General features: G+C 38.5%; 38 protein-coding genes. 35 read left to right on the top strand and 3 right to left on the bottom strand.

Going from position 1 to position 22197, the window contains the following annotated elements; genetic code table 11:
- The first annotated feature begins 107 nt into the window (after positions 1-107).
- The 6 genes from CVS91_RS08955 (at position 108) to CVS91_RS08930 (ending at position 4753) form a co-directional block, all read left to right on the top strand.
- Positions 108-806 (top strand): Bax inhibitor-1/YccA family protein, encoded by a 699-nt coding sequence (locus CVS91_RS08955; RefSeq protein ID WP_002941542.1) that lies wholly within the window; start codon positions 108-110, stop codon positions 804-806.
- Positions 799-1182: a hypothetical protein gene (locus CVS91_RS08950; RefSeq protein WP_002941503.1), complete on the top strand. Its 384-nt coding sequence runs from the start codon at positions 799-801 to the stop codon at positions 1180-1182. The genes CVS91_RS08955 and CVS91_RS08950 overlap by 8 nt, the downstream gene beginning before the upstream one ends.
- Before the next feature lie 62 nt (positions 1183-1244).
- Positions 1245-1574 (top strand): preprotein translocase subunit SecG, encoded by a 330-nt coding sequence (secG, locus tag CVS91_RS08945; protein ID WP_002941549.1) that lies wholly within the window; start codon positions 1245-1247, stop codon positions 1572-1574.
- Between the two features lie 2 nt (positions 1575-1576).
- Complete coding sequence (locus CVS91_RS08940; protein WP_103568888.1) at positions 1577-2536, top strand: polysaccharide deacetylase family protein; 960 nt, start codon at positions 1577-1579, stop codon at positions 2534-2536.
- Positions 2526-3083 (top strand): ribosome recycling factor, encoded by a 558-nt coding sequence (gene frr, locus CVS91_RS08935; RefSeq protein ID WP_107831651.1) that lies wholly within the window; start codon positions 2526-2528, stop codon positions 3081-3083. The genes CVS91_RS08940 and frr overlap by 11 nt, the downstream gene beginning before the upstream one ends.
- Positions 3084-3175: 92 nt before the next feature.
- Positions 3176-4753 (top strand): DUF4153 domain-containing protein, encoded by a 1578-nt coding sequence (locus tag CVS91_RS08930; RefSeq protein ID WP_107831649.1) that lies wholly within the window; start codon positions 3176-3178, stop codon positions 4751-4753.
- On the opposite strand, the gene CVS91_RS08925 is transcribed toward CVS91_RS08930, so the two are convergent.
- The 3 genes from CVS91_RS08925 to CVS91_RS08915 all read right to left on the bottom strand — a co-directional run bounded on the left by CVS91_RS08925 (position 4745) and on the right by CVS91_RS08915 (position 7328).
- Complete coding sequence (locus tag CVS91_RS08925) at positions 4745-5299, bottom strand: ribonuclease HII (RefSeq protein ID WP_103568890.1); 555 nt, start codon at positions 5297-5299, stop codon at positions 4745-4747. The genes CVS91_RS08930 and CVS91_RS08925 overlap by 9 nt on opposite strands.
- The gene (locus CVS91_RS08920) at positions 5299-6153 is read right to left on the bottom strand and encodes an S-adenosylmethionine tRNA ribosyltransferase (RefSeq protein ID WP_107831647.1); all 855 of its coding nucleotides are present in this window, start codon (positions 6151-6153) and stop codon (positions 5299-5301) included. The genes CVS91_RS08925 and CVS91_RS08920 overlap by 1 nt, the downstream gene beginning before the upstream one ends.
- Before the next feature lie 80 nt (positions 6154-6233).
- The gene (locus CVS91_RS08915; RefSeq protein WP_107831645.1) at positions 6234-7328 is read right to left on the bottom strand and encodes an ATP-binding protein; all 1095 of its coding nucleotides are present in this window, start codon (positions 7326-7328) and stop codon (positions 6234-6236) included.
- Between the two features lie 363 nt (positions 7329-7691).
- Here CVS91_RS08915 and rpsJ point away from each other — a divergent pair, with 363 nt between their 5' ends.
- The 29 genes from rpsJ (at position 7692) to rplQ (ending at position 21657) form a co-directional block, all read left to right on the top strand.
- A complete protein-coding gene (gene rpsJ / locus CVS91_RS08910; RefSeq protein ID WP_009295257.1) occupies positions 7692-8000 on the top strand; it encodes a 30S ribosomal protein S10 in 309 nt (102 codons plus the stop codon).
- Between the two features lie 20 nt (positions 8001-8020).
- Positions 8021-8599, top strand: coding sequence for a 50S ribosomal protein L3 (gene rplC / locus CVS91_RS08905; protein WP_002941563.1), 579 nt, complete (start codon positions 8021-8023; stop codon positions 8597-8599).
- Positions 8596-9210 (top strand): 50S ribosomal protein L4, encoded by a 615-nt coding sequence (rplD, locus tag CVS91_RS08900; protein ID WP_012140561.1) that lies wholly within the window; start codon positions 8596-8598, stop codon positions 9208-9210. The genes rplC and rplD overlap by 4 nt, the downstream gene beginning before the upstream one ends.
- A gap of 1 nt (position 9211) precedes the next feature.
- The gene (locus CVS91_RS08895; protein ID WP_002941535.1) at positions 9212-9493 is read left to right on the top strand and encodes a 50S ribosomal protein L23; all 282 of its coding nucleotides are present in this window, start codon (positions 9212-9214) and stop codon (positions 9491-9493) included.
- 1 nt (position 9494) lies between these two features.
- Positions 9495-10328, top strand: a complete 834-nt coding sequence (rplB, locus tag CVS91_RS08890) for a 50S ribosomal protein L2 (RefSeq protein ID WP_002941522.1) — start codon at positions 9495-9497, stop codon at positions 10326-10328.
- 2 nt (positions 10329-10330) lie between these two features.
- Positions 10331-10612, top strand: a complete 282-nt coding sequence (gene rpsS / locus CVS91_RS08885; protein WP_002941639.1) for a 30S ribosomal protein S19 — start codon at positions 10331-10333, stop codon at positions 10610-10612.
- An 11-nt stretch (positions 10613-10623) separates the two neighbouring features.
- The gene (rplV, locus tag CVS91_RS08880; protein ID WP_009295259.1) at positions 10624-10956 is read left to right on the top strand and encodes a 50S ribosomal protein L22; all 333 of its coding nucleotides are present in this window, start codon (positions 10624-10626) and stop codon (positions 10954-10956) included.
- Between the two features lies 1 nt (position 10957).
- Complete coding sequence (gene rpsC / locus CVS91_RS08875; RefSeq protein ID WP_002941650.1) at positions 10958-11656, top strand: 30S ribosomal protein S3; 699 nt, start codon at positions 10958-10960, stop codon at positions 11654-11656.
- A gap of 2 nt (positions 11657-11658) precedes the next feature.
- Positions 11659-12084 carry a 50S ribosomal protein L16 gene (gene rplP, locus CVS91_RS08870; protein ID WP_002941572.1) on the top strand — a complete coding sequence of 142 codons (426 nt, stop codon included), beginning with the start codon at positions 11659-11661 and terminating at the stop codon, positions 12082-12084.
- Positions 12071-12265, top strand: a complete 195-nt coding sequence (rpmC, locus tag CVS91_RS08865) for a 50S ribosomal protein L29 (protein ID WP_002941625.1) — start codon at positions 12071-12073, stop codon at positions 12263-12265. Before rplP ends, rpmC begins: the two co-directional genes overlap by 14 nt.
- A 1-nt stretch (position 12266) precedes the next feature.
- Positions 12267-12518 (top strand): 30S ribosomal protein S17, encoded by a 252-nt coding sequence (rpsQ, locus tag CVS91_RS08860; RefSeq protein WP_002941511.1) that lies wholly within the window; start codon positions 12267-12269, stop codon positions 12516-12518.
- Positions 12518-12886 carry a 50S ribosomal protein L14 gene (rplN, locus tag CVS91_RS08855; RefSeq protein ID WP_002941516.1) on the top strand — a complete coding sequence of 123 codons (369 nt, stop codon included), beginning with the start codon at positions 12518-12520 and terminating at the stop codon, positions 12884-12886. The genes rpsQ and rplN overlap by 1 nt, the downstream gene beginning before the upstream one ends.
- Complete coding sequence (rplX, locus tag CVS91_RS08850) at positions 12886-13122, top strand: 50S ribosomal protein L24 (protein WP_009295260.1); 237 nt, start codon at positions 12886-12888, stop codon at positions 13120-13122. The genes rplN and rplX overlap by 1 nt, the downstream gene beginning before the upstream one ends.
- Positions 13123-13127: 5 nt before the next feature.
- A complete protein-coding gene (gene rplE, locus CVS91_RS08845; protein ID WP_002941643.1) occupies positions 13128-13673 on the top strand; it encodes a 50S ribosomal protein L5 in 546 nt (181 codons plus the stop codon).
- A gap of 1 nt (position 13674) precedes the next feature.
- Complete coding sequence (locus tag CVS91_RS08840; protein ID WP_002941532.1) at positions 13675-13860, top strand: type Z 30S ribosomal protein S14; 186 nt, start codon at positions 13675-13677, stop codon at positions 13858-13860.
- Between the two features lie 9 nt (positions 13861-13869).
- Complete coding sequence (rpsH, locus tag CVS91_RS08835; protein WP_009295261.1) at positions 13870-14265, top strand: 30S ribosomal protein S8; 396 nt, start codon at positions 13870-13872, stop codon at positions 14263-14265.
- Between the two features lie 197 nt (positions 14266-14462).
- The gene (gene rplF, locus CVS91_RS08830; protein WP_002941606.1) at positions 14463-14999 is read left to right on the top strand and encodes a 50S ribosomal protein L6; all 537 of its coding nucleotides are present in this window, start codon (positions 14463-14465) and stop codon (positions 14997-14999) included.
- 10 nt (positions 15000-15009) lie between these two features.
- Positions 15010-15366, top strand: a complete 357-nt coding sequence (gene rplR / locus CVS91_RS08825; RefSeq protein WP_002941658.1) for a 50S ribosomal protein L18 — start codon at positions 15010-15012, stop codon at positions 15364-15366.
- A gap of 15 nt (positions 15367-15381) precedes the next feature.
- On the top strand, positions 15382-15825 hold the full coding sequence (gene rpsE / locus CVS91_RS08820; protein WP_002941646.1) for a 30S ribosomal protein S5: 444 nt from the start codon (positions 15382-15384) through the stop codon (positions 15823-15825).
- 15 nt (positions 15826-15840) lie between these two features.
- A complete protein-coding gene (gene rplO, locus CVS91_RS08815; protein ID WP_107831643.1) occupies positions 15841-16242 on the top strand; it encodes a 50S ribosomal protein L15 in 402 nt (133 codons plus the stop codon).
- The gene (gene secY / locus CVS91_RS08810; RefSeq protein ID WP_009295263.1) at positions 16242-17504 is read left to right on the top strand and encodes a preprotein translocase subunit SecY; all 1263 of its coding nucleotides are present in this window, start codon (positions 16242-16244) and stop codon (positions 17502-17504) included. The genes rplO and secY overlap by 1 nt, the downstream gene beginning before the upstream one ends.
- 1 nt (position 17505) lies before the next feature.
- Complete coding sequence (gene map, locus CVS91_RS08805) at positions 17506-18264, top strand: type I methionyl aminopeptidase (protein WP_087583627.1); 759 nt, start codon at positions 17506-17508, stop codon at positions 18262-18264.
- Between the two features lie 33 nt (positions 18265-18297).
- Positions 18298-18516 (top strand): translation initiation factor IF-1, encoded by a 219-nt coding sequence (gene infA / locus CVS91_RS08800; RefSeq protein WP_002848031.1) that lies wholly within the window; start codon positions 18298-18300, stop codon positions 18514-18516.
- A gap of 189 nt (positions 18517-18705) precedes the next feature.
- Complete coding sequence (gene rpmJ, locus CVS91_RS08795; protein WP_002941545.1) at positions 18706-18819, top strand: 50S ribosomal protein L36; 114 nt, start codon at positions 18706-18708, stop codon at positions 18817-18819.
- 3 nt (positions 18820-18822) lie between these two features.
- Positions 18823-19191, top strand: coding sequence for a 30S ribosomal protein S13 (gene rpsM / locus CVS91_RS08790; RefSeq protein WP_012140556.1), 369 nt, complete (start codon positions 18823-18825; stop codon positions 19189-19191).
- A 22-nt stretch (positions 19192-19213) separates the two neighbouring features.
- Positions 19214-19606, top strand: a complete 393-nt coding sequence (gene rpsK / locus CVS91_RS08785; protein WP_002941551.1) for a 30S ribosomal protein S11 — start codon at positions 19214-19216, stop codon at positions 19604-19606.
- Positions 19607-19631: 25 nt separating this feature from the next.
- A complete protein-coding gene (gene rpsD, locus CVS91_RS08780) occupies positions 19632-20258 on the top strand; it encodes a 30S ribosomal protein S4 (RefSeq protein WP_002941501.1) in 627 nt (208 codons plus the stop codon).
- Between the two features lie 14 nt (positions 20259-20272).
- Entirely contained in the window at positions 20273-21289 is a 1017-nt protein-coding gene (locus tag CVS91_RS08775) for a DNA-directed RNA polymerase subunit alpha (RefSeq protein ID WP_002941564.1), read from the top strand.
- An 11-nt stretch (positions 21290-21300) separates the two neighbouring features.
- Entirely contained in the window at positions 21301-21657 is a 357-nt protein-coding gene (gene rplQ, locus CVS91_RS08770) for a 50S ribosomal protein L17 (protein WP_002941584.1), read from the top strand.
- The last annotated feature ends 540 nt before the right edge of the window (positions 21658-22197 follow it).

Here is a 22197-nt window from a genome sequence, read left to right as displayed (position 1 = left end):
TGCCCTCTAAAACGGACTTTAAACTAATATTTTTTATTAAACTTCTTTTTATATATTGTTTAATTATTTTAGGCTAAACTCACCACAAAAATTCATAAGGAGAAAAAATGAGTTTGTATGATAGAAACTACGCTAAGCAAAATCAAGAAGAGCTTGCGTATTCTCAAAGCTCACTAAGCACTTTTATAAAACAAACTTATCAACTTTTTGCAGCATCACTACTTTCAGCTACTGCTGGCGCTTATGTAGGCATTAGCATCGCTGGCGTTTTTGCGGCAAATAGATTTTTGTTTTGGGGACTTGTGATACTAGAGTTTGTGTTACTTTTTGGTCTAATGGCAGCTAAACGCAAAGAGGGATTAAATTTAATACTTCTTTTTGCATTTACATTTGTAAGCGGTCTTACGCTAACTCCGCTACTTTCAGCGATCCTTGCTATGCCAAGTGGCGCTAGTATCGTAGCTCAGGCATTTGGTTTGACAACAGTTGCATTTGGTGCATTAAGCGTCTTTGCGATGAATACAAAACGCGACTTTACAACGATGGGCAAGATGCTATTTATAACTTTGATAGTTATCGTTGTGGCAGCGATCATCAACATTTTCGTTAAAAGCACGATGTTTCAACTTGTAATCGCAAGTATTTCATCGATCTTATTTAGTGCTTACATACTTTTTGATACACAAAATATCATCCGTGGCAACTACGAGACACCAGTTGAGGGTGCAGTTGCTTTGTATCTTGATTTTGTAAATTTATTTACATCATTACTACAAATTTTAGGCATTTTTAATAGAAATGACTAATGACGAGCGCATCTACCGAGTGATAGATGCGAATCTAAATAGGCTAAAAGAAGGACTTCGCGTCGTTGAAGATATAAAAAGATATGTCTTTGACGATGCTAAGCTCGCCTATAAGATAAAGTCCCTCCGCCACAAGGCAAAGATCCCACAAAAAGAATTTTTAAAATTTAGAAATTCACAAAATGACGTTTTAAAAACCAGTACAAAAAGCGAGCAAGAAAGATCAAATTTAGACGAGATCATCACTGCAAATTTCAAGCGTGCTCAGGAGAGTGCTCGCGTGCTTGAAGAGTGCTTTAAGCTTATAAATTTAGAGCGAGCCGAGCTTTTTAAAAGCATAAGATACGAGCTTTATGAGCTTGAAAAAGAACTTTAACTAAAAATTTAAATCTTTTCTTGTATAATCGCAAACTATTTAAAAAATTTAAAGGAAATTTCGTGAGTTTAATATTTTTAATCTTACAATTTGTTCTAGCTGTCGTTATCACGATCGCAGTTTTACTCCAAAAGAGCTCATCTATCGGTCTTGGAGCATACAGTGGAAGCAACGAGAGCCTTTTTGGAGCAAAAGGACCAGCTGGATTTTTAGCTAAATTTACCTTTGTGGTAGGCGTTTTGTTTATCCTAAACACACTTGCGCTTGGATATTTTTACAACAAAGATCTAAAACGCTCTATCGTTGATAGCGTCGATAGCAAATCTCTAGTCATACCAAAATCAAACGACGTGCCAGCGGCTCCTAGCGCACCACAAAATCCAGCAAAATAACAATGATAAAAACGTTTTTAGCGTCACTTTTGACGCTAACGTTTGCTTTGGCAGACGCTCACATCCTAGTTTATCACCGCTTTGACGATCCAAGGCACGTTAGCACAGATATTTCTATTCAAAATTTAAGAGCTCAGTTTGAATACTTCAAAAACAATGGCTACGAAGTTGTCAAGCTATCAAGGCTTGTCGATGCGGTAAATGCTGGCGAGCCGATCCCTGATAACTGGATCGTTATCACCGTTGATGATGGATACAAAAGCTTTTACAATAACGCTCTTAGCGTATTTAAAGAGTATAACTACCCATTTGCTTTGATGGTCTATGTAGAGGCAAGCGCGAACAAATATGGTGATTATCTAGACTTTGATCAGATCAAAGAGCTAGAAGCTTACGGCGAGATCGGTTACCACTCATACGCTCATCCAAGGATGACTAAACTTAGCGATGAGGCCTTAAGAGAGGACTTTCAAAAGGGCGTTGAGACCTTTGAAAAGCACATGGGCTATAAGCCAAAATACTTCGCAGTCCCTTACGGCGAGATAGATAGTAGAGTCGTCTCTTTGGCAAAAGAATTTGGCTTTTTAGCACTTTTAAATCAAAACTCAGGCGCAGTTTCAGATAAAAGCGATGTTTATGATCTTTACAGAACGCCAGTGATGAATGGCACAAAGATAGCGCTAACTTTTAATAGCAAATTTTTAAATGCTCAGTGGATATTCCCAGAGGGCTATCCGCAAAACAATGCGATCGACAAGCTCATCATCAAGACCGACACAAACGCAAGTGAGGGCAGTTTTTTCATGACTGGCTTTGACGGCTTTAGAAAAGTACCTATGACAAATGGCGTTTTTGAGTGTAAATTTAACCCACCACTTGATAAACGCAAAGTATTAATGTCGCTAAAAGTAGATCATCACAGAAGCACAAAACTTCTAATAAAGGACACCAATGCTAAATAAAATTTACGATACCCAAAAAGAGGGTTGCGAAAAGGCGATCGCTTCTTTAAAGCGCGATTTTACAACGCTAAGAACTGGCAAAGTAAATATCAATATCCTAGATAACGTCATGGTTGATTATTACGGCTCGCCAACTCCGCTTAATCAAGTAGCCACCGTGCTTACAAGTGACGCTTCAACTATCGCTATCACCCCTTGGGAAAAGAGCATGATAAAAGCGATCTCATCAGCCATCCAAGCTGCAAATATCGGCGTCAATCCAAACAGCGATGGCGAGAGCGTTAAGCTATTTTTCCCACCGATGACCGTCGAGCAACGCCAAGAAAATGCAAAACACGCAAAAGCTATGGGCGAAAAGGCTAAAGTTAGCATCAGAAACGTGAGAAAAGATGCAAATGACGAGGTCAAAAAGCTTGAAAAAGACAAAGCTATAACTGAAGACGAGAGCAAAAAGGGTCAAGACGAGGTTCAAAAGATAACTGACACCTACACCGCAAAGATCGACTCTCTCGTAAAAGAGAAAGAAGCCGAGCTTTTAAAAATTTAAATTTACTTAGAAATTTGCGCCCCTTGCAAATTTCTAAACCCTCACTTTTTAGCCACGCAACGAGGCTAAATTTCATCCTTTAAAGGACGACCTTGCAGATCATCACCGAGCTAAAAACCGCATTTGCTGATAAAAAAATTTTGTTTCTTACCATTTTGGCATTTAGCCTAGCTACCATTTTTCTTAGCCCAAGCCAGATAGTGGATGAGTATAGAGGTTTTTGGCTGCTTGAGCCGCTACTTTTGGTCGCTATCTACCTAAATAAAAGGCAAATTTTACTTCCTTTATACTTTTTGATATTTGCAGCTAGCCTTTACTTTTTTGGCCTTAAGCTAAGCGGTCATGCCAGCGATCTTGTAGCACTTTATCTCATGGCTTTTGTGCTTTTATTCTCTTTAAATTTTGCCAAAGATAATGAGAAATTTATAAGAGGGAGCCTAGCAAGACTATTAAATTTACTCATCTCATTTGCTCTTTTTCACCTATTTTTTCTTGGTATTGTGGCTGTTTGTGCAGGGCTTAACTACCTTTTTGATTTAGAGCTTCTAACCAGCCACAGGGCGCAAAGGCTCTATCTGACACTAGCTTCTTTTAGCCTGCCTTGTCTATTTATCTTTTTTGAGAGTAAATTTAGCGAGTACAGGCTCTTAAATTTCATCAAGATCGCCATAAATTTCATACTAAATCCCGTGCTTATCATCTATGTGGTGCTTTTAAATTTATACTGCATTTATAGGCTTGTTTTGCTTGAGCTGCCACGAGGTGGGGTGGCTTATATCGTGCTTGCTTGTTTGATCGCTGGCTTTGTTTTAAAAGGGCTAAATTTACTTATCAAAAGCCAAATTTATGATCAAATTTTTAAGCCCTTGCCACTTTTTATCATCTTGCCTAGCATAATGCTTTGGTGGGGCGTCATGCACAGGGTCGGCGAGTACGGCCTAAGCGAGCCTAGGATATATCTCATCGCCTGCGTGATATTTGCAAATTTGAGCTATTTTGTGATGATATTTCTTAGAAATTTCCCTTATAAATTTCTAGCGTTTTTTATGATTTTTGGCATATTTTTTACACATTTTGTCCTTGATACGAAGCAACTTGTGCTAAATTCTCAAAAAGAGCTTTTGCTAAAAGAGCTAAGAGCGCTAAATTTACTTGATGGTAGGGGCTTGCTAAGCGGCGACGTGAGCAAGATAGGCAGAGATAAGCTCTACTTTTTGCAAGATAAATTTGACTTTTTAGTAGAAAACGGCGATAAATTTGCGTTAGAAAATAAAAAATTTATAGCAGGTCTTGAGGCTGCTGAGCAGAAAAATTGGCAGATATTTAGCATAGACTTTAGTGACACCGCTATAAACGTGAAAGATGCGACCATCAAAATGCCCATCGCAAGCAGCACAAATGGTGACGAGCTCGTCATACAGCTAGATCATGAAAGCGTTAGCATAAATATGCAAAAACACCTAGAAAAGGCGCTTGCTGGTTTAAATTTAAAGCCAGATGGCGACTTTGGCGCTGAGGTCTTTGAGCGGCTAAAAGAGAAGCTTTTGATCTTTGAAGTTGGCAAGCGCGCCTTTGTTCTGCACTCTATGGAAATCGTGCAAGAAAACGGAGTTTATAAATTTTACGACGCAAGCGTGCTTTTTTATATGGAGGATGCGCAGCTAAAATAGCGAGCCCTGCGTGAGTTTTGGCTTTATGACAAAGCTTTTTCTATGAAAGTCTGAGTAGCCAAATTTAGCTATCGCATCTAGGTGCGACTTCGTGCCATATCCTTTGTGTCCTGCAAAGCCGTATGCTGGGTAAAATTTATCCCAGCCGTTCATCAAGCGGTCGCGGCTTACTTTTGCTAATATGCTAGCAGCACTTACGCTAGCGACCTTGCCATCAGCCTTTATCATAGTTGTGATGCCAACGCCATAGTCTAAATTTCCATCATAAATGATCTCAAAGCCCTCAAAATGCGCCTTGAAAAGTTTGAGCGCGCGCCTTAGGCACTCACTTAGCCCAAGCTCGTCTATCTGGGCATTTGAGAAGTAGGCGATGAGGAAATTTGAGCTTTTTGTGATCTCTTTAAAGAGCTCTTCGCGCCTTTTTGCGGTTAGTTTTTTGGAGTCGTTTAGACCAGAAATTTCACTATTTAGCACGCAAGCAGCCACGCTTAGTGGCCCAGCTAGCGCCCCACGTCCAGCCTCGTCGATACCGCAAATTTTAGCCATTATAGCCCGACTTCATCGCTAAAGTAAGGTCTTAGCTCCTCAAGTGGCACGCTGATCTGCTCCTCGTTTAAAAATGTAAGTCCAAGTGGCGAAAGCACGAAGTTATCACTCACGCCAGCGTTTGCAAGGATCGCTTTTATGTGGCTGTCGTTTATATCTTTAAAAATTTGTTTTAGCTTTAGCTTTTTGTTTGTCGCAAGTGAGATCACTTCGCAGTTTGTCTTTTCATTTTTATAGGTGCAAACGCTTTTTATCTTATCATTTATATAGTAGATCTCTTTTAGGCTCTCATACTGGTTGTTTGGCCATTTTTTGCGCTCGCTTTTTAGATCGTAAAACTCTGCAAGAAGCTTGTTTTTATACTTTTTGGCTGAGTCTTTAGCGAAGATATCGTTAGTGATCGCTTCGTATCTTGTGCCGTTTGCCTCGGTCATTTGGATGCCGATATTTAGGATCTCATACTCTTTTTCTTCTTTTACGGTGGCGTTGTAGGCTTTGTTTTTGACGATTATCTTGCCTTTTAGCTCGCCGTTTTCGTTTTTAACGTCTAAATTTATCTTGTCAGAGACTGCATTTAATGAAGAAATTTCACTGCCATTTTGCTCAAAAGAGCCCTTTTCATAGTCGTATTTTGTGCCGTCAAAAAAGATGTGGCCGCTTATCTTAGGTGGGACCTTAAAGCTCTTGGTTTGTTTGAAATTTTCAAATTCATCTTTAAAATAGTTCATATAAACTTCAAATTTCACACCATTTGCATCGCCACTAAATTTATAAAATTTAGCCCAGTTTTCGTGGTTTATCTCATAGCCAAAAAGGCTTGCAGCGATGAATAAGATCCCAAAAAATGCTCTCATGTCCGTCCTTTATAGTTTTTTTGATTATAACTATTTTATCCCTAGACTTTTAAAATGATAATCAAACAAAGAGTTTAAATTTATAAACCTAGGCTCCACCTAGAAAATGGCAAGATCTCGCACTTTATCCCCTCGATGCTTTGTTCGGCTTGGTTTGCGACGCTGATGATTTGAAGTTTGCTAACGCCCAGCTCTTTTAGGCTCGCGTGGAGTTTTTTAAATTTCAAAAAGACGATCTCAGGCGCAGAAAATGGCACGCAGATGATCGCAAGCTTCTTTTTGGCAAGGAAAAAATCGATCTCTTTTGTGTAGTAAATTTCATCTTTAAATTTAAGTAGCTCGCAAAAAACGACATTTGCAAAGACAGCTAAAAAGTCCTTTTTTAGGCACAAAGCGTTTCGAAGTGCGAAATTTGTAAAGTAAATTTTCTTACTCGTGCTACTCTCATCTAAATTTGGCACAAACTCCACGTATCCGCTCTCATTTAGCAAATTTATCGCGCTATAAACGCTATCTTTTGAAATTTTCATCTGCTCTTTTAGGTTTTTATAAATCCCAAAGGCGCTTATGGTGTCGTGGCATTTTGTTGCGCACTCTTTTAGGATAGCGATGCTTTGCTCGTTTAAATTTGCTCTTAAGAGCTGTTGCAAGTGAGCCGTGACCTCGCTGGAGTCTAAAAATGCGCTTGCTATCTCGTTGCCATGAGCTAAAAAGTAGCTAAAAAGCAGGTCTTGGTCTAAATTTTTCTTAAAAAATAGTATAAATTCTTCGTAGTCGAGATAGTTTAAATTTATACGTGCAAAGCCATCAAGTGAGAGTGAAAATTCCTTGCTTGTAAGGATGATATTTTCAAGTGCGACGTCCTTTAGAAAGTCTAAATTTATAAGATCAGCGGCTTGTGAATTTTCAACTGCGAGCACCTTTATCTGGGCATTTTTTTCTAAAAACTCTTTTAAATTTGCTAAAAGAGAGGCTCTATCTATCCTCAGATCGTCTAAATTTATATAAAGCCTCTCCTCGCTCTTGTAATGGCTCAAAAACTCATAAACAAGGGCTGTTTTGCCACTTGAAATAGCGCCTATTATAAGCGTTTTTGGCGAGATGATCTCATATTTCCTGGGGATAAATTTTGCATTTTTAATGGGCGCTTGATAGAGCGTTTCTAAACTTTTCAAATTTGACCTTTTTTGCTTTTTGAAATTATAGCCACTTCCTTTTAAAAAGGAAAATATTGTGTTAAATTTTAAAAAATAAACAAAATTTAGAAATAAAAAATAAAAATTTAGACTAGAAATTTATAAAATTTTTGAAAAATAAATTCTCCATTTGCAAGATACTTTCCTTATCAAAAGGAAATAATTAATCAAAATTCAACAAAAAATAGCGTTTTTCTTGACAACTATAATAGCTTTTTTGTAAAATCCCTATCTCTTTACGAAAGACCTATGTCTTGCTCGTACGATCGCTTGATCCTATGCGAGTTATTTTGATGTAAAGAGGTCGCGAGTTTGCGACAAGTTCTTTTTAAAGGAAAACACATGGAAAGAATCAGGTTAAAGCTAAAAGCTTACGACCATAGAGTTCTAGACCGCACTGTTGCAGCAATCGTAGAAGCTGTCAAACGAACAGGTGCCGACGTTCGTGGCCCGGTACCAATGCCTACAAAGATCAAACGCTATACAGTCTTAAAATCTCCACACATCAACAAAGACTCACGTGAGCAGTTTGAGATGAGAATACACGCTCGTATGCTTGACATCGTAGCTGCTACTCCAGAAACTGTAGATAGCCTAACAAAACTCGACCTAGCTCCAGAAGTTAATGTCGAAGTTCGTGCGATGAAATAAGCGGACAAAAGGATAAGAGTATGGAATATATTGTAGAAAAAATAGGCATGAGTAGAACGATTGCCACGAAGAGTACGCCAGTTACACTACTTAAGCTAGTTGAGGCTAAAGTATGTGAGATCGACGAAAACAAACGTGCTATCGTAGCGTATGCCCACACTAAAGCAAACAACAAAGCTATCGCTGGTCAGCAAAAGAAATACAATCTGACAGCAGAATTTAACAAATTTGCTACGCTTGAAGTAGCTAATAGCGAAGTTGGAAACCTAGACTTTACACCATTAAATGAGGCTAAAATTTTAAAAGTTAGCTTTAACTCAAAAGGTAGAGGCTATCAAGGTGTGGTAAAAAGACATGGTTTCGGTGGTGGTCCAAAAAGCCACGGCTCACGTTTCCACAGACGCCACGGTTCAATCGGTAACTGCGAATGGCCAGGTCGTGTTCAACCAGGTATGAAAATGGCAGGACACATGGGCAATGAGAAAGTTACTGTTAAAAACGAGCTAATAAGCTTTGACGCTCAAAATGGCATCGTAGTTGTAAAAGGTTGCGTTCCTGGTCACAATGGTGCAATGGGTAAAATAAGGATTGTAAAATGAGTAAAATTCACGTATTAAACGATAAATTTGAAAATTCAGGCGAGTTAGAGCTTCCTGCAAGCTACGCTGAAGTAAATCCGCACAACCTATATCTTTATGTAAAATCTTACCTTGCTGGTATAAGAGCAAATTCGGCTCATACTAAAAGCCGTGCTTTTGTAAGCGGTGGTGGTAAAAAACCATGGAGACAAAAAGGACGTGGTGGTGCAAGAGCGGGTTCAACTAGAACTAACGTTTGGGTAGGCGGTGCAGTTGCATTTGGTCCAACAAACGAGAAAAACTATTTTCAAAAAGTCAATAAAAAACAAAAAAGACTAGCTCTTGAGTACGCTTTGGCAGTAAAAGCACAAGATGGTAAAATTTTCGCAGTAGATAGCATCTCAATCGAGTCTGGAAAGACAAAAGATGCAGCTAATATCATCAAAAATTTAAAAGTAAAAGACGCGCTTATCGTTAAAGATTTACTTGACGATAAAACACTACTTGCTTTTAGAAATTTAGCAAACTGCTATGTAGTAGATGCAAATGAGGTAAATGCTTATCTTGTCTCTACATTTAGTTCGGTTATCATTGAAAAAGCTGCACTAAAAACTATAACAAAAGAGGGCTAAAATGGCGGATATAACTGATATCAAAACAATTATTTATACAGAAAAAACTCTAGGCCTTCAAGAACAAGGCGTTGTTGTTATCCAAACTTCACCAAGAGTTACAAAAAACAGCTTAAAAGCGGTTTTGCAAGAGTATTTTGGAGTAACGCCTGTTCGCGTAAATTCACTTAGAATTAGCGGCAAGGTTAAGCGTTTTAGAGGAAGAGCAGGCCAACGTGACGAGATAAAGAAATTCTACGTTAAGTTACCTGAAGGCGTAAGCCTAGAAAATACGGAGGCGTAAGATGGCTATAAAATCATATAAACCATATACACCTAGTCGTAGATATATGACTGGACTAAGCTCTGAAGATATAACAGCTAAACCAAGCGTTAGAAGCTTGCTTGTTAAACTACCTGCAACTGGCGGTAGAAACAACAATGGTCGTATAACTTCAAGACATAAAGAAGCAGGTGCAAAAAAACTTTATCGTATCATCGACTTTAAACGTCGCAAATTTGGTATAGAAGGTAAAGTTGAAGCGATCGAGTACGATCCAAATAGAAACTGCCGTATCGCTCTTATAGCTTACAAAGATGGCGAAAAACGCTATATCATTAGACCAAATGGCCTAAATGTTGGCGACGTTATCGCATCTATCGATGAGGGCTCACTAGATATTAAACCAGGCAACGCTATGAAATTAAGATTTATCCCAGTTGGTACTATCGTTCATAACGTAGAGCTAAAACCTGGCAAAGGCGCTCAAATAGCTCGTTCGGCTGGCGGCTATGCTCAGCTAATGGGTAAAGAAGAGAAGTATGTTATCTTAAGAATGCCAAGTGGCGAGATGAGACAAGTACTAGCTGAGTGTATGGCAAGTATCGGTGTAGTAGGCAACGAAGACTGGGCTAACATCACTATAGGTAAAGCTGGACGTAATCGTTACCGCGGTATCCGCCCACAAACACGTGGTTCTGCTATGAACCCAGTTGATCACCCACACGGCGGTGGTGAAGGTAAGAAAAATTCAGGCCGTCACCCAGTTACTCCATGGGGTAAACCAACTAAAGGTGCTAAGACTCGCCGTAAAAAAGCTAGCGATAAGCTTATAATTTCAAGAAGGAAAGGAAAATAGAGATGGCAAGATCACTCAAAAAAGGTCCTTTCGTAGATGATCATGTAATGAAAAAAGTTATTGCCGCAAAAAATGCAAACGATAACAAGCCAATCAAAACTTGGTCAAGACGTAGCACGATTGTACCTGAAATGATTGGACTAACATTTAACGTTCATAATGGCAAGAGCTTTATTCCTGTATATGTTACAGAAAATCATATAGGCTATAAACTTGGCGAATTTGCTCCAACACGCACATTTAAGGGTCACAAAGGCTCAGTGCAAAAGAAAATCGGCAAGTAAGGGGAGATAATATGAGTAAAGCAATTATAAAATTCGTAAGACTTTCTCCTACAAAAGCAAGACTTATAGCAAGAGAAGTTCAAGGTATGAATGCCGAGCTAGCACTTGCAAGCTTGCAATTTATGCCAAATCGTGGTGCTAAATTTATAGCAAACGCTATTAGCTCAGCAGTAGCAAATGGCGGATTTGAGCCAGAAGAAGTTGTAGTAACTAGTTGCCGCGTTGACGCTGGTCCTGTATTAAAGAGATTTAGACCAAGAGCAAGAGGAACAGCGAGCAAAATTCGCAAACCTACTTCTCATGTAATGGTAGAAGTATCTAAACCTGAAAAGAAGGAAGCATAATATGGGACAAAAAGTAAATCCAATAGGTCTTAGACTAGGAATTAACCGCAACTGGGAATCTAGATGGTTTCCAACCAAACAAAGTCTTCCTGAAAATATCGGTGAAGATTACAAAATTCGTGCATTTTTAAAGAAAAAACTTTACTATGCAGGAATTAGCCAAATTCTAATCGAAAGAACGGCTAAAAAACTTCGTGTAACCGTAGTTGCAGCTCGTCCTGGTATCATCATCGGCAAAAAAGGCCAAGATGTTGAAAACCTAAAGAACGAAGTTAGCAAACTTATCGGCAAAGAAGTAAATGTAAATATCAAAGAAGAAAGAAAAGCTCAAGCTTCAGCTCAACTTGCTGCTGAAAACGTAGCTATGCAACTTGAAAAGCGTGTCGCATTTAGACGTGCTATGAAAAAAGTTATCCAAGGTGCTCAAAAATCAGGCGCTAAAGGTATCAAAATTTCAGTTGCTGGTCGTTTAGGTGGCGCTGAGATGGCAAGAACCGAGTGGTATCTAGAAGGTCGCGTTCCGCTTCATACTCTTAGAGCAAAGATAGATTACGGTGTAGCTGAGGCTCATACAACTTATGGAAACATAGGTATTAAAGTATGGATTTTTAAAGGTGAGGTTCTTCAAAAAGGTGTTCAACCTGAGAAAACTGAAGAAGAGGCACCTAAGAAAACACGTAGAGCAAGAAGAGGTAAATAATTATGTTGATGCCTAAAAGAACGAAATTTCGTAAGCAAATGAAAGGTCGCAACCGTGGTTATGCGACTCGCGGAGCATCTTTAGCAACTGGCGAATTTGCACTTAAAGCTGTTGAGGCTGGTAGAGTAAATTCACGCCAAATAGAAGCTGCTCGTCAAGCTCTAACTCGTCACGTAAAGAGACAGGCTAAAATTTGGATTAGGGTTTTCCCTGACAAGCCACTTACTAAAAAACCTCTACAAACTCGTATGGGTAAAGGTAAGGCAGGAGTTGAAGAGTGGGTTATGAACATTAAACCTGGTCGTATAATATTTGAAATGGCTGGTGTTGACGAAGAGTTGGCTCGTGAAGCTTTAACTTTGGCTCTACACAAACTTCCATTCAAATCAAAATTTGTAACGCGAGAGAGTGAAAATGAAATATACTGAGTTAAAAGATAAGAGCGTTGCAGAATTAAACGCGTTGCTAAAAGAGAAAAAGGTGCTTTTATTTACATTGAGACAAAAGCTAAAAACTATGCAGTTAAGCAACCCTAATGAGATTAGTGCTGTTCGTAAAGAGATAGCTCAGATCAACACTGCAATTAGTGCAACAAGACAAGGGGCGTAAAATGGCATTAAAAAGAGAAATTCAAGGTGTTGTTTTACAAAAAGCTGGAGATAAAACAGCTACTATTTTGGTAGAAAGACGCGTTATGCACCCAAGATACCATAAATTTGTAAAACGCTTTAAAAAGTATTTAGTTCATGATGAGAAAAATGAGACAAGAGCAGGCGATACAGTTGTTGCAGTTGAGTGCAGACCACTTTCAGCTCGCAAGAATTTTCGCTTAAAAGCTGTATTGGCAAAGGGAGTTGAGTAATGATTCAAAGTTTTACAAGACTTGCAGTTGCTGATAACAGCGGCGCAAAAGAGTTAATGTGTATAAAAGTTCTTGGCGGCAGCAAAAGAAGATACGCTACACTTGGCGATATCATAGTTTGCTCTGTTAAAAAAGCTCTTCCAAATGGCAAGATCAAAAAAGGACAGGTTGTAAAAGCTGTTGTTGTAAGAACTAAAAGAGAGGTTCAAAGAGATAATGGTTCGCTAATCCGCTTTGACGAGAACGCAGCTGTTATACTTGATAGCAAAAAAGAGCCAGTCGGCACTCGTATTTTTGGACCAGTTGGACGTGAAGTTAGATATGCTAACTTTATGAAGATTGTTTCGCTAGCTCCGGAGGTTTTATAATGGCTAATGTAAAATTTAAAGTCAAAAAAGGCGATACTGTAAAGATCATCGCTGGTGACGATAAAGGCAAAACTGGTAAAATTTTAGCAGTTCTTGCAAAAAAAGGTCAGGTTATAGTTGAGGGATGCAAAGTAGCTAAAAAAGCTATCAAACCAAGCGAAAAAACTCCAAATGGTGGTCACGTAAATAAAGAGATGCCAATTGACATATCAAACGTCGCGAAAGTTGAAGGATAAGAGATATGAGTAGATTAAAAGATAAATTTAACGAAACTATCAAGCCAGCTCTCGTAAAAGAATTTGACATCAAAAATCCAATGCTTATCCCTGCGCTCGAGAAGATCGTGATCAGTGTAGGTGCTGGAGACTCTGCGAAAGATCAAAAAGTGCTTCAAAATATGGCTGATACCATTTCACTTATCGCTGGACAAAAAGCAGTTATCACTGATGCTAAAAAATCAGTTGCTGGTTTTAAAGTTCGCGAAGGTTTCCCTGTTGGTATCAAAGTAACTTTGAGAAAAGAGCAAATGTATGCTTTCTTAGATAAGCTAATCAGTGTTGCTCTTCCAAGAGTTAAAGACTTCCGTGGTCTTCCAAAAAATGGCTTTGATGGACGTGGAAACTATAACTTCGGTCTTAGCGAGCAGCTAATGTTTCCAGAGGTTGAGTATGATAAAATTTTACGAACTCATGGTATGAATATTACGATTGCTACTACGGCTAAAAACGATAAAGAGGCATTCAAATTGCTAGAGCTATTTGGTGTGCCGTTTGCAAAAGGAAAGTAAAATGGCAAAGAAATCAATGATAGCAAAAGCTGCACGCAAGCCAAAATTTGCGGTTCGCGGCTATACTAGATGCCAAATTTGCGGTCGTCCGCACTCTGTTTATAAAGATTTTGGAATTTGCCGTGTTTGCCTAAGAAAAATGGCTAACGAAGGCCTAATACCTGGTCTTAAAAAAGCAAGTTGGTAAGGAAGAGAAATGTTGAACGATTTAATATCAGATGGATTAACACGCATTAGAAATGCAAGTATGAGAAGACTTGAGACTGCGAAATTGCTTCATTCTAAGGTTGTTGAGGCTACTCTTTCTATCCTTGCAGCAAAAGGCTATGTAGAGAGCTACAACGTTATTGAAGAAGGTAACAAGAAATTTATAAACGTAGTTTTAAAGTATGATGAATACGGCAGAAGCGTTATAAACGAGCTTAAAAGGGTTTCAAAACCTGGTCGCCGTGTTTATCAAGGTAAAGACGACATTAAGCGTTTTAAAAATGGTTACGGAACAGTTATCGTTAGCACAAGCAAAGGCGTTATGAGCGGTATTGAGGCAAGTAAAGCTGGCGTTGGCGGCGAGGTTCTTTGTACCGTTTGGTAACAAACTGCGTTAAAAGCGCTATTTTGACCTTATAACTTAAGGTTAAAATTTCTTTTTAGCTAGGTGAAATTTTATATTTCGCCAAAGCTAAATTTAGAAATTCAAATGAAGGTTTCGTCAAATTTGACGATCAAATTTACGGCATTGTGGTGTTTATTCGTAAATGTAGGAACACCCTAGACAAGTAAAGGAAAAAAATGTCACGTATTGGAAAACAGCCTATCGCTATCCCAAGTGGTGTAGACGTTAGCGTTGAAAATAATGTCCTAAAATTTAAAAAGGGCAATCACTTAAAAGAGCTTGATACAAAAGGTCACGTTGATGTCAAGATAGAAAATGGTCATATAGTTTTTGCTCCAAAGGGCGAAGATCGCCAAAGCAGAGCTTACTGGGGAACATATAGAGCACTTGCTAACAACATCGTAACTGGTATCACTCATGGCTTTACTCGCCAGCTTGAGATCAACGGCGTTGGTTACAAAGCAGCTGCAAAAGGTAAAATTTTAGAGCTTTCTCTTGGTTTTTCACACCTTATCAACTATGAGCTACCAGCAGGTGTTGAAGCTAGCGTTGATAAAAACGTTATTACTATCAAAGGTGACGACAAACAAGTAGTAGGTCAAGTGGCTGCTCAAGTTAGAGGATTTAGACCACCTGAGCCATATAAAGGCAAGGGCGTTAAATATCTAGAAGAACGTATCATCCGCAAAGCGGGCAAGACATCTAAGAAGTAAGGAGCGGTAAATGACAGCAAAAGTACTAAAAAGAAAAATCGCTCTTAGAATTAAGAGAAAAAGAAGAATCAGAGGTAAAATTTCTGGTGTTGCAACTTGCCCAAGAGTTTCTATTTTTAAATCAAACAGAACTCTTTATGTTCAAGCGATTGACGACGTTACAGCTACTACACTAGCTGCAGTTGATGGTAGAAAAATAGGCATAAAAGCAAATAAAGAAGGTGCGGTCACTTTAGCTAAAGAATTTGCTAAGGCTTTGAAAGCTAAGAAGATAGATGTTGCAATTTTTGATAGAAATGGTTATCTATACCATGGCGTTATCGCAGCATTTGCTGAAGCTTTAAGAGAAAATGGCATCAAGCTATAACCCAAAGGAAAATCGATGGAAAAATATAATAGAGAAGAATTTGAAGAAGTAATCGTCGATATCGGTCGGGTTACAAAGGTTGTTAAAGGTGGTCGTAGATTTAGATTTACAGCTTTAGTTGTTGTTGGTAATAGAAATGGCCTAGTTGGCTTTGGATATGGCAAAGCTAAAGAGGTACCAGATGCGATGAGAAAAGCGATTGATGACGCATTTAAAAATATTATCCACGTTAAGATCAAGGGCACAACTATTCCTCACGATGTAGAGGTAAAATACAACGCAAGTAGAATGCTACTTCGCCCAGCTAGCGAAGGTACTGGTGTTATCGCTGGTGGTAGTGCGCGTCCTATTATCGAGCTTGCAGGTATTAAGGATATCCTTACTAAATCACTTGGCTCAAATAACTCAGCAAACGTCGTTCGTGCTACTATAAAAGCACTTAGTTTGCTAAAAAGCTAAGAGAAAGGAGTTAAGATGGCATTAGAAAAATTAACACCTGCTACAGGTTCAACTCATGCAACTAAAAGAATAGGCCGTGGTCAAGGCAGTGGCAATGGCAAAACTGCTGGTAAAGGTAACAAAGGTCAAAGAGCAAGAAAAGGCTACAATGAAAAAAGAGGCTTTGAGGGCGGACAACAACCACTTCAAAGACGTCTTCCAAAGGTAGGCTTTGCTTCTAAATTTGAAAAACCTTATGTTATCAATGTTGAAAAGATCGCAGCTATAAAAGAGCTTGCGGAAATTTCAATCGCAACAATAGCTAGCGTTCATAAAATTTCAAAGAGCGTTACTAAGATAAAACTAATCGGTGCAAGCGCAAAAGCTCTTGCTTCAAAGATCAAAGACGAGAACGTTAGCGTTAGCGGAACAAAATAATGGATAAAACACTGACCAACAAGATTTTAATCACGTTGGCATTTTTGTTCGCATACAGGATACTGGCTTATGTGCCAGTTCCTGGTGTTAATGTCGACGTAATTAAAGAATTTTTCAATTCAAACAATAGCAACGCCTTGGGTCTATTTAATATGTTTAGTGGTAAGGCCGCTGAGCGTTTAAGTATCATATCTCTGGGCATCATGCCTTACATCACAGCTTCGATCATCATGGAGCTTCTAGCAGCGACATTTCCAAAGTTAGGTCAGATGAAAAAAGAGCGCGACGGTATGCAAAAATATATGCAAATCATACGTTATGCGACCATCGTTATCACTCTTGTACAATCAATCGGCGTCTCTATCGGACTTCAAAGCTTAAGCGGTCGTGGCGGCGAGCAAGCTATCATGATAGATATGAATTTATTTATCGCGATCTCTGCTGTATCTATGCTAACAGGCACTATGCTACTTATGTGGATAGGTGAGCAGATTACGCAGCGTGGTATAGGCAATGGTATAAGTCTTATCATCTTTGCGGGCATCGTCTCTGGCATACCTAGTGCGATCGGCGGAACTGTAAATTTGGTAAATACTTCTGAGATGAATTTCCTAACAGTCATCGCTATTTTGGTGATCATTTTAGCGACCATCGGTGCTATTATCTTTGTCGAGATGGGCGAAAGACGTATCCCTATTTCTTACTCAAGAAAAGTGATAATGGAAAATCAAAACAAGCGTATAATGAACTATATACCGATCAAAGTAAATTTAAGTGGCGTTATCCCACCGATATTTGCTAGTGCGATTTTGATGTTTCCAAGCACTATTTTGCAGGCTAGCACAAATCCAGTAATTCAAGCTATCAACGACTTTTTAAGTCCAAATGGCTATATGTTTAATGTTTTAACATTTTTATTTATCATCTTCTTTGCGTTTTTCTATGCATCTATCGTGTTTAACACAAAAGATATAAGTGAAAATTTGAAAAAACAAGGTGGATTTATCCCAGGTGTTAGGCCAGGCGAGAGCACAGCTAGCTATCTAAATGAAGTAGCTGGCAGGCTAACTTTAGGTGGTGCTTTGTACTTGGGCATCATTTCAACATTACCTTGGGTACTTGTAAAGACCATGGGCGTACCATTTTATTTTGGCGGTACATCAGTACTTATCGTGGTTTCAGTAGCACTTGATACGATGAGACGTATAGAGGCTCAGTCTTATACAAACAAATATCAAACTCTAAGTGCAGTAGGTCTATAAAATGGCTATCACGCTAAAAAGACCAGCTGAAATAGAGAAAATGAGAGCGGCGAATAAGATCGTCGCTCGAACACTTGATCACGTTTCTACGATCATAAAACCTGGAATTTCACTTCTTGAGATAGATAAAATTTGTGAAGATATGATAAGAGCCGCTGGAGCAAAACCGGCTTTTAAAGGGCTTTATGGCTTTCCAAATGCAGCTTGCATAAGCGTCAATGAAGTGGTGATCCACGGAATTCCAAATGAGTACAAACTAAAAGAGGGTGATATCGTTAGTGTAGATATTGGTTCAAATTTAGATGGTTATTTTGGTGATTCAGCTAGGACATTTGGAGTTGGTAAAATTTCAAAAGAAGACGAAGCTTTGATCGCTTGCTCAAAAGATGCGCTTTATTTTGCGATTGATTTTATAAGAGCTGGTATGCACTTTAAAGAGATTAGCTACGAGCTTGAGAAATTTATACTAGGTAGAGGCTATGTACCTTTGCGCGGATATTGCGGTCACGGCATAGGCAAAAGGCCACATGAAGAGCCAGAAATTCCAAACTATCTTGAAGGAAACAACCCAAAAGCTGGACCAAAGATAAAAGAGGGAATGGTTTTTTGTATAGAGCCGATGATCTGCCAAAAAGATGGCACGCCAGTTTTAGGAAGCGATAACTGGAAAGTAACCTCAAAAGATGGTTTGAGAACTAGCCATTATGAGCATTGCATGGCGATAGTTAATGGCAAAGCTGAAATTTTAAGCCAAGCATAAAAATTTATAGCAATTTTAAAGAAAGGAGAGTTTGTGGCAAAAGACGATGTCATTGAGATTGATGGAAATGTTGTTGAAGCACTGCCAAATGCAACTTTTAAAGTTGAACTTGACAACAAACATATCATTTTATGTCATATCGCCGGAAAGATGAGAATGCATTATATAAAGATAATGCCTGGCGACCGCGTAAAAGTAGAACTTACGCCATATAGCCTAGACAAGGGCAGGATCACTTATAGATATAAGTAAATTTGATTTTGTGGCAAATATGCTAAGTAAATTTAAAGCTGGTTTTGGGTAAAATCCAAGCTTTGCGAAAAGCTGTATGAAGAATTATTTTCAAAGTTCCCCACTTATTTTGAAAATAGTTGGTTTAAATTATTTCTTTAGACCTGATGCAGCCCCTAAAAAAGTGGAATAAATTTTTAGGAGACTAAAATGAAAGTTCGTCCTTCTGTAAAGAAGATGTGTGACAAATGTAAAATTGTCAAACGTAGTGGCATAATTCGTGTTATCTGCGAAAATCCAAAACATAAACAAAGACAAGGATAAGGCATGGCACGTATTGCAGGTGTAGATTTACCAAACAAAAAGAGAATCGAGTATGGTTTGACTTATATCTATGGTATAGGTCTTTACAAATCTCGTCAAATCCTTGACGCAGCTGGAATTTCTTACGACAAGAGAGTTTATGAGCTTAGCGAAGACGAAGCAGCAGCTATCCGTAAAGAAATTCAAGAGCACCACGTCGTTGAGGGTGATTTGAGAAAACAAGTTGCTATGGATATCAAAGCTCTTATGGATCTTGGAAGTTACAGAGGTCTTCGCCACAGAAAGGGTCTTCCTGTTCGTGGTCAAAAGACTAAAACTAATGCTAGAACCAGAAAAGGCAGACGTAAAACTGTCGGTGCGGCTACTAAGTAAGGCAAGGGTTAAAGGATAATAAATGGCGAAAAGAAAAATTGTTAAGAAAAAAGTAGTTAGAAAAAGCATAGCCAAAGGTATCGTTTATATCAGTGCAACATTTAACAACACTATGGTAACTGTAACTGATGAAATGGGAAATGCTATTGCATGGAGTAGTGCAGGTGGCTTAGGCTTTAAGGGTAGTAAAAAATCAACTCCTTATGCAGCTCAACAAGCTGTAGAAGATGCTTTAAATAAAGCAAAAGAACACGGCATTAAAGAAGTTGGCATCAAGGTTCAAGGTCCAGGTAGCGGACGTGAAACGGCTGTGAAGAGTGTAGGTGGTGTTGAAGGCATAAAAGTAACTTTCTTCAAAGATATCACACCTTTACCACACAATGGTTGCAGACCGCCAAAACGCCGCCGCGTATAATTAGAGAAAAATAGGAGAAATTATTATGGCTAGATATACAGGACCTGTTGAAAAATTAGAAAGACGTCTTGGTGTGTCTCTTGCGTTAAAAGGCGAAAGAAGACTTGCTGGTAAAAGTGCTTTAGAAAAAAGACCTTATGCGCCAGGACAACACGGACAAAGAAGAGCAAAAATAAGCGAATATGGCTTACAACTTCGTGAGAAGCAAAAAGCCAAATTTATGTATGGCGTTTCAGAGAAACAATTTAGAAGATTGTTTCAAGAAGCAGCACGCCGCGAGGGCAACACTGGTGCTCTTTTGGTTCAACTACTAGAGCAAAGATTAGACAATGTTGTTTATAGAATGGGCTTTGCAACGACTCGTCGTTTTGCTCGCCAGCTTGTAACTCACGGACATATTTTAGTAAATGGCAAGAGAGTGGATATCCCATCTTACAGAGTGGAGCCAGGCTCTAAAGTAGAAGTTGCTGAGAAATCTAAAAACAATCCACAAATCGTTCGCGCGATCGATCTTACAGCTCAAACTGGCATCGTTGCTTGGGTAGATGTGGAAAAAGAGAAAAAATTTGGAATTTTCACTAGAAATCCAGAAAGAGAAGAGGTTATCATTCCTGTTGAGGAAAGATTTATAGTAGAGCTTTACTCAAAATAATAGAGGGTATAAAGATGAGAAAGATTACTACATCAGCTTATATGCCAACTGAAATAGAAGTTAAAAGTGTTAGCGAAAATGTCGCTAACATTACAGCATACCCTTTTGAAGCAGGTTATGCTGTTACTTTGGCTCACCCATTACGCCGTCTTCTTTACACAAGCACAGTAGGCTTTGCTCCTATCGGCGTAAAGATAAAAGGCGTTAGTCACGAATTTGATAGTATGCGCGGCATGCTTGAAGATGTGGCATTTTTTATTATAAATTTGAAAAAGATCAGATTTAAATTAAAAAGCGGCAGCGAGCGTGAAGTTATAGAGTATAGCTTTAAAGGACCAAAAGAGATAACTGGAGCTGACCTAAATAACGACCTAGTTGAGATCGTTAATCCAGATGCATATCTTGCAACCATCAACGAAGATGCTGAGTTAAATTTCTCAGTTATCATCCAAAAGGGTATCGGATATGTTCCTAGTGAAGAGATCAGAGAAGAGATCGAAGACGAGTATATCGCACTAGACGCTTTCTTTACACCTGTGAAAAAAGCAGTTTATGAGATACAAAACGTCTTGGTTGAAGATGACCCAGACTACGAGAAGATCGTGTTTACGATAACAACAGATGGTCAAGTTGGTCCAGTAGAGGCTTTTAAAAATTGTTTAGAAGCTATGTATCAACAAATGTCAGTATTTAAAGGAATTTTGGATATTGATGTTAGTGCCCCAGTTGCTAGTTCAAGTGCAAGCGGCGAGTTCTCAAAACTACTTTCTAGTGTAGAAGATTTAAATTTAAGCGCTAGAAGTTTTAACTGCCTTGACAAAGCCGATATAAGATTTATCGGTGAGCTTGCGTTGATGGACGAAAATGAGCTTAAAGAGCTTAAAAATTTAGGTAAAAAATCTCTTGAAGAGATAAAAGCGGTTATGGAAGAGATAGGCTATCCAGTTGGTGTCGATGTGTTAAAAGATAGCAAAGAGCAACTCAGAAAGAAAATAACCGAGCTAAAATCACAAATGAGTGCAAAAGAATAAAAGGACAATAGATGAGACATAAACACGGATATCGCAAACTTGGTAGAACGTCATCTCATAGATCTGCATTGCTTAAGAATTTAGCGATAGCTATCATCAAAAGCGAAAAGATAGAGACAACTTTACCAAAAGCAAAAGAGCTTAGAAGCTATGTTGAAAAGCTTATCACAAGAGCTAGAAAGGGTGACTCAAACGCTCACAGAGCAGTATTTGCTTCATTGCAAGACAAAGAGACTACAAATAAGCTAGTCACTGAAGTAGCTCCAAAATTTAAAGAGCGCAACGGTGGCTATACAAGAATCATCAAAACTCGCGTTCGCAGAGGCGACGCAGCTGAGATGGCTTATATAGAGCTAGTAGCTGAATAATCCACAGAGAGCCTATCTGGCTCTCTTTTCTTTCTAAATTTTCTTTTTACGTTTATTTTTTAAAAATTTTGTTTTAAATTTATCCATTTTAGTCTGTGGCAAATTTACAAGTCGGAGCATTATAAATTTGATTTGTAGCTTTCAAATGAGCTGCTGCGATAGGTTAAAATAGTTGATGTAAGTAAATTTATAGCGGTTTTAAAGCACAAAAAAGCGAGCAGACGCTCTTTAATTTATGCCAAAAATCCTCAAAAAGAAGTCATAAATTTCTAACTCAAAAATTTTTTGTGATATTTGCTTTAGGTGGGTTATTTCTATTTTAAGTGGTTTAGGGTCAAATTTATAAGCTAATTTGCGAAGTTTTAAGATTAAGGGCTATATATTTAAAATGCAAAAAAAGCAGGGCAAATTATCTATACGAACTATCTCAAATTTAATTTATTCAAAAAAGAAATTTAAAATTTATAATCCAAAGAGTTGCAAAATTCTAAATTTTGACAGACTGCAAAAAAGGCTTGGCTAATGTGCCTACGGCGGCGG

This window comes from Campylobacter concisus, assembly GCF_003048985.1.
Classification (GTDB): domain Bacteria; phylum Campylobacterota; class Campylobacteria; order Campylobacterales; family Campylobacteraceae; genus Campylobacter_A; species Campylobacter_A concisus_AY.
Note: the sequence above shows the minus strand (reverse complement) of the source record. Positions and strands in the feature narration are given on the sequence as shown.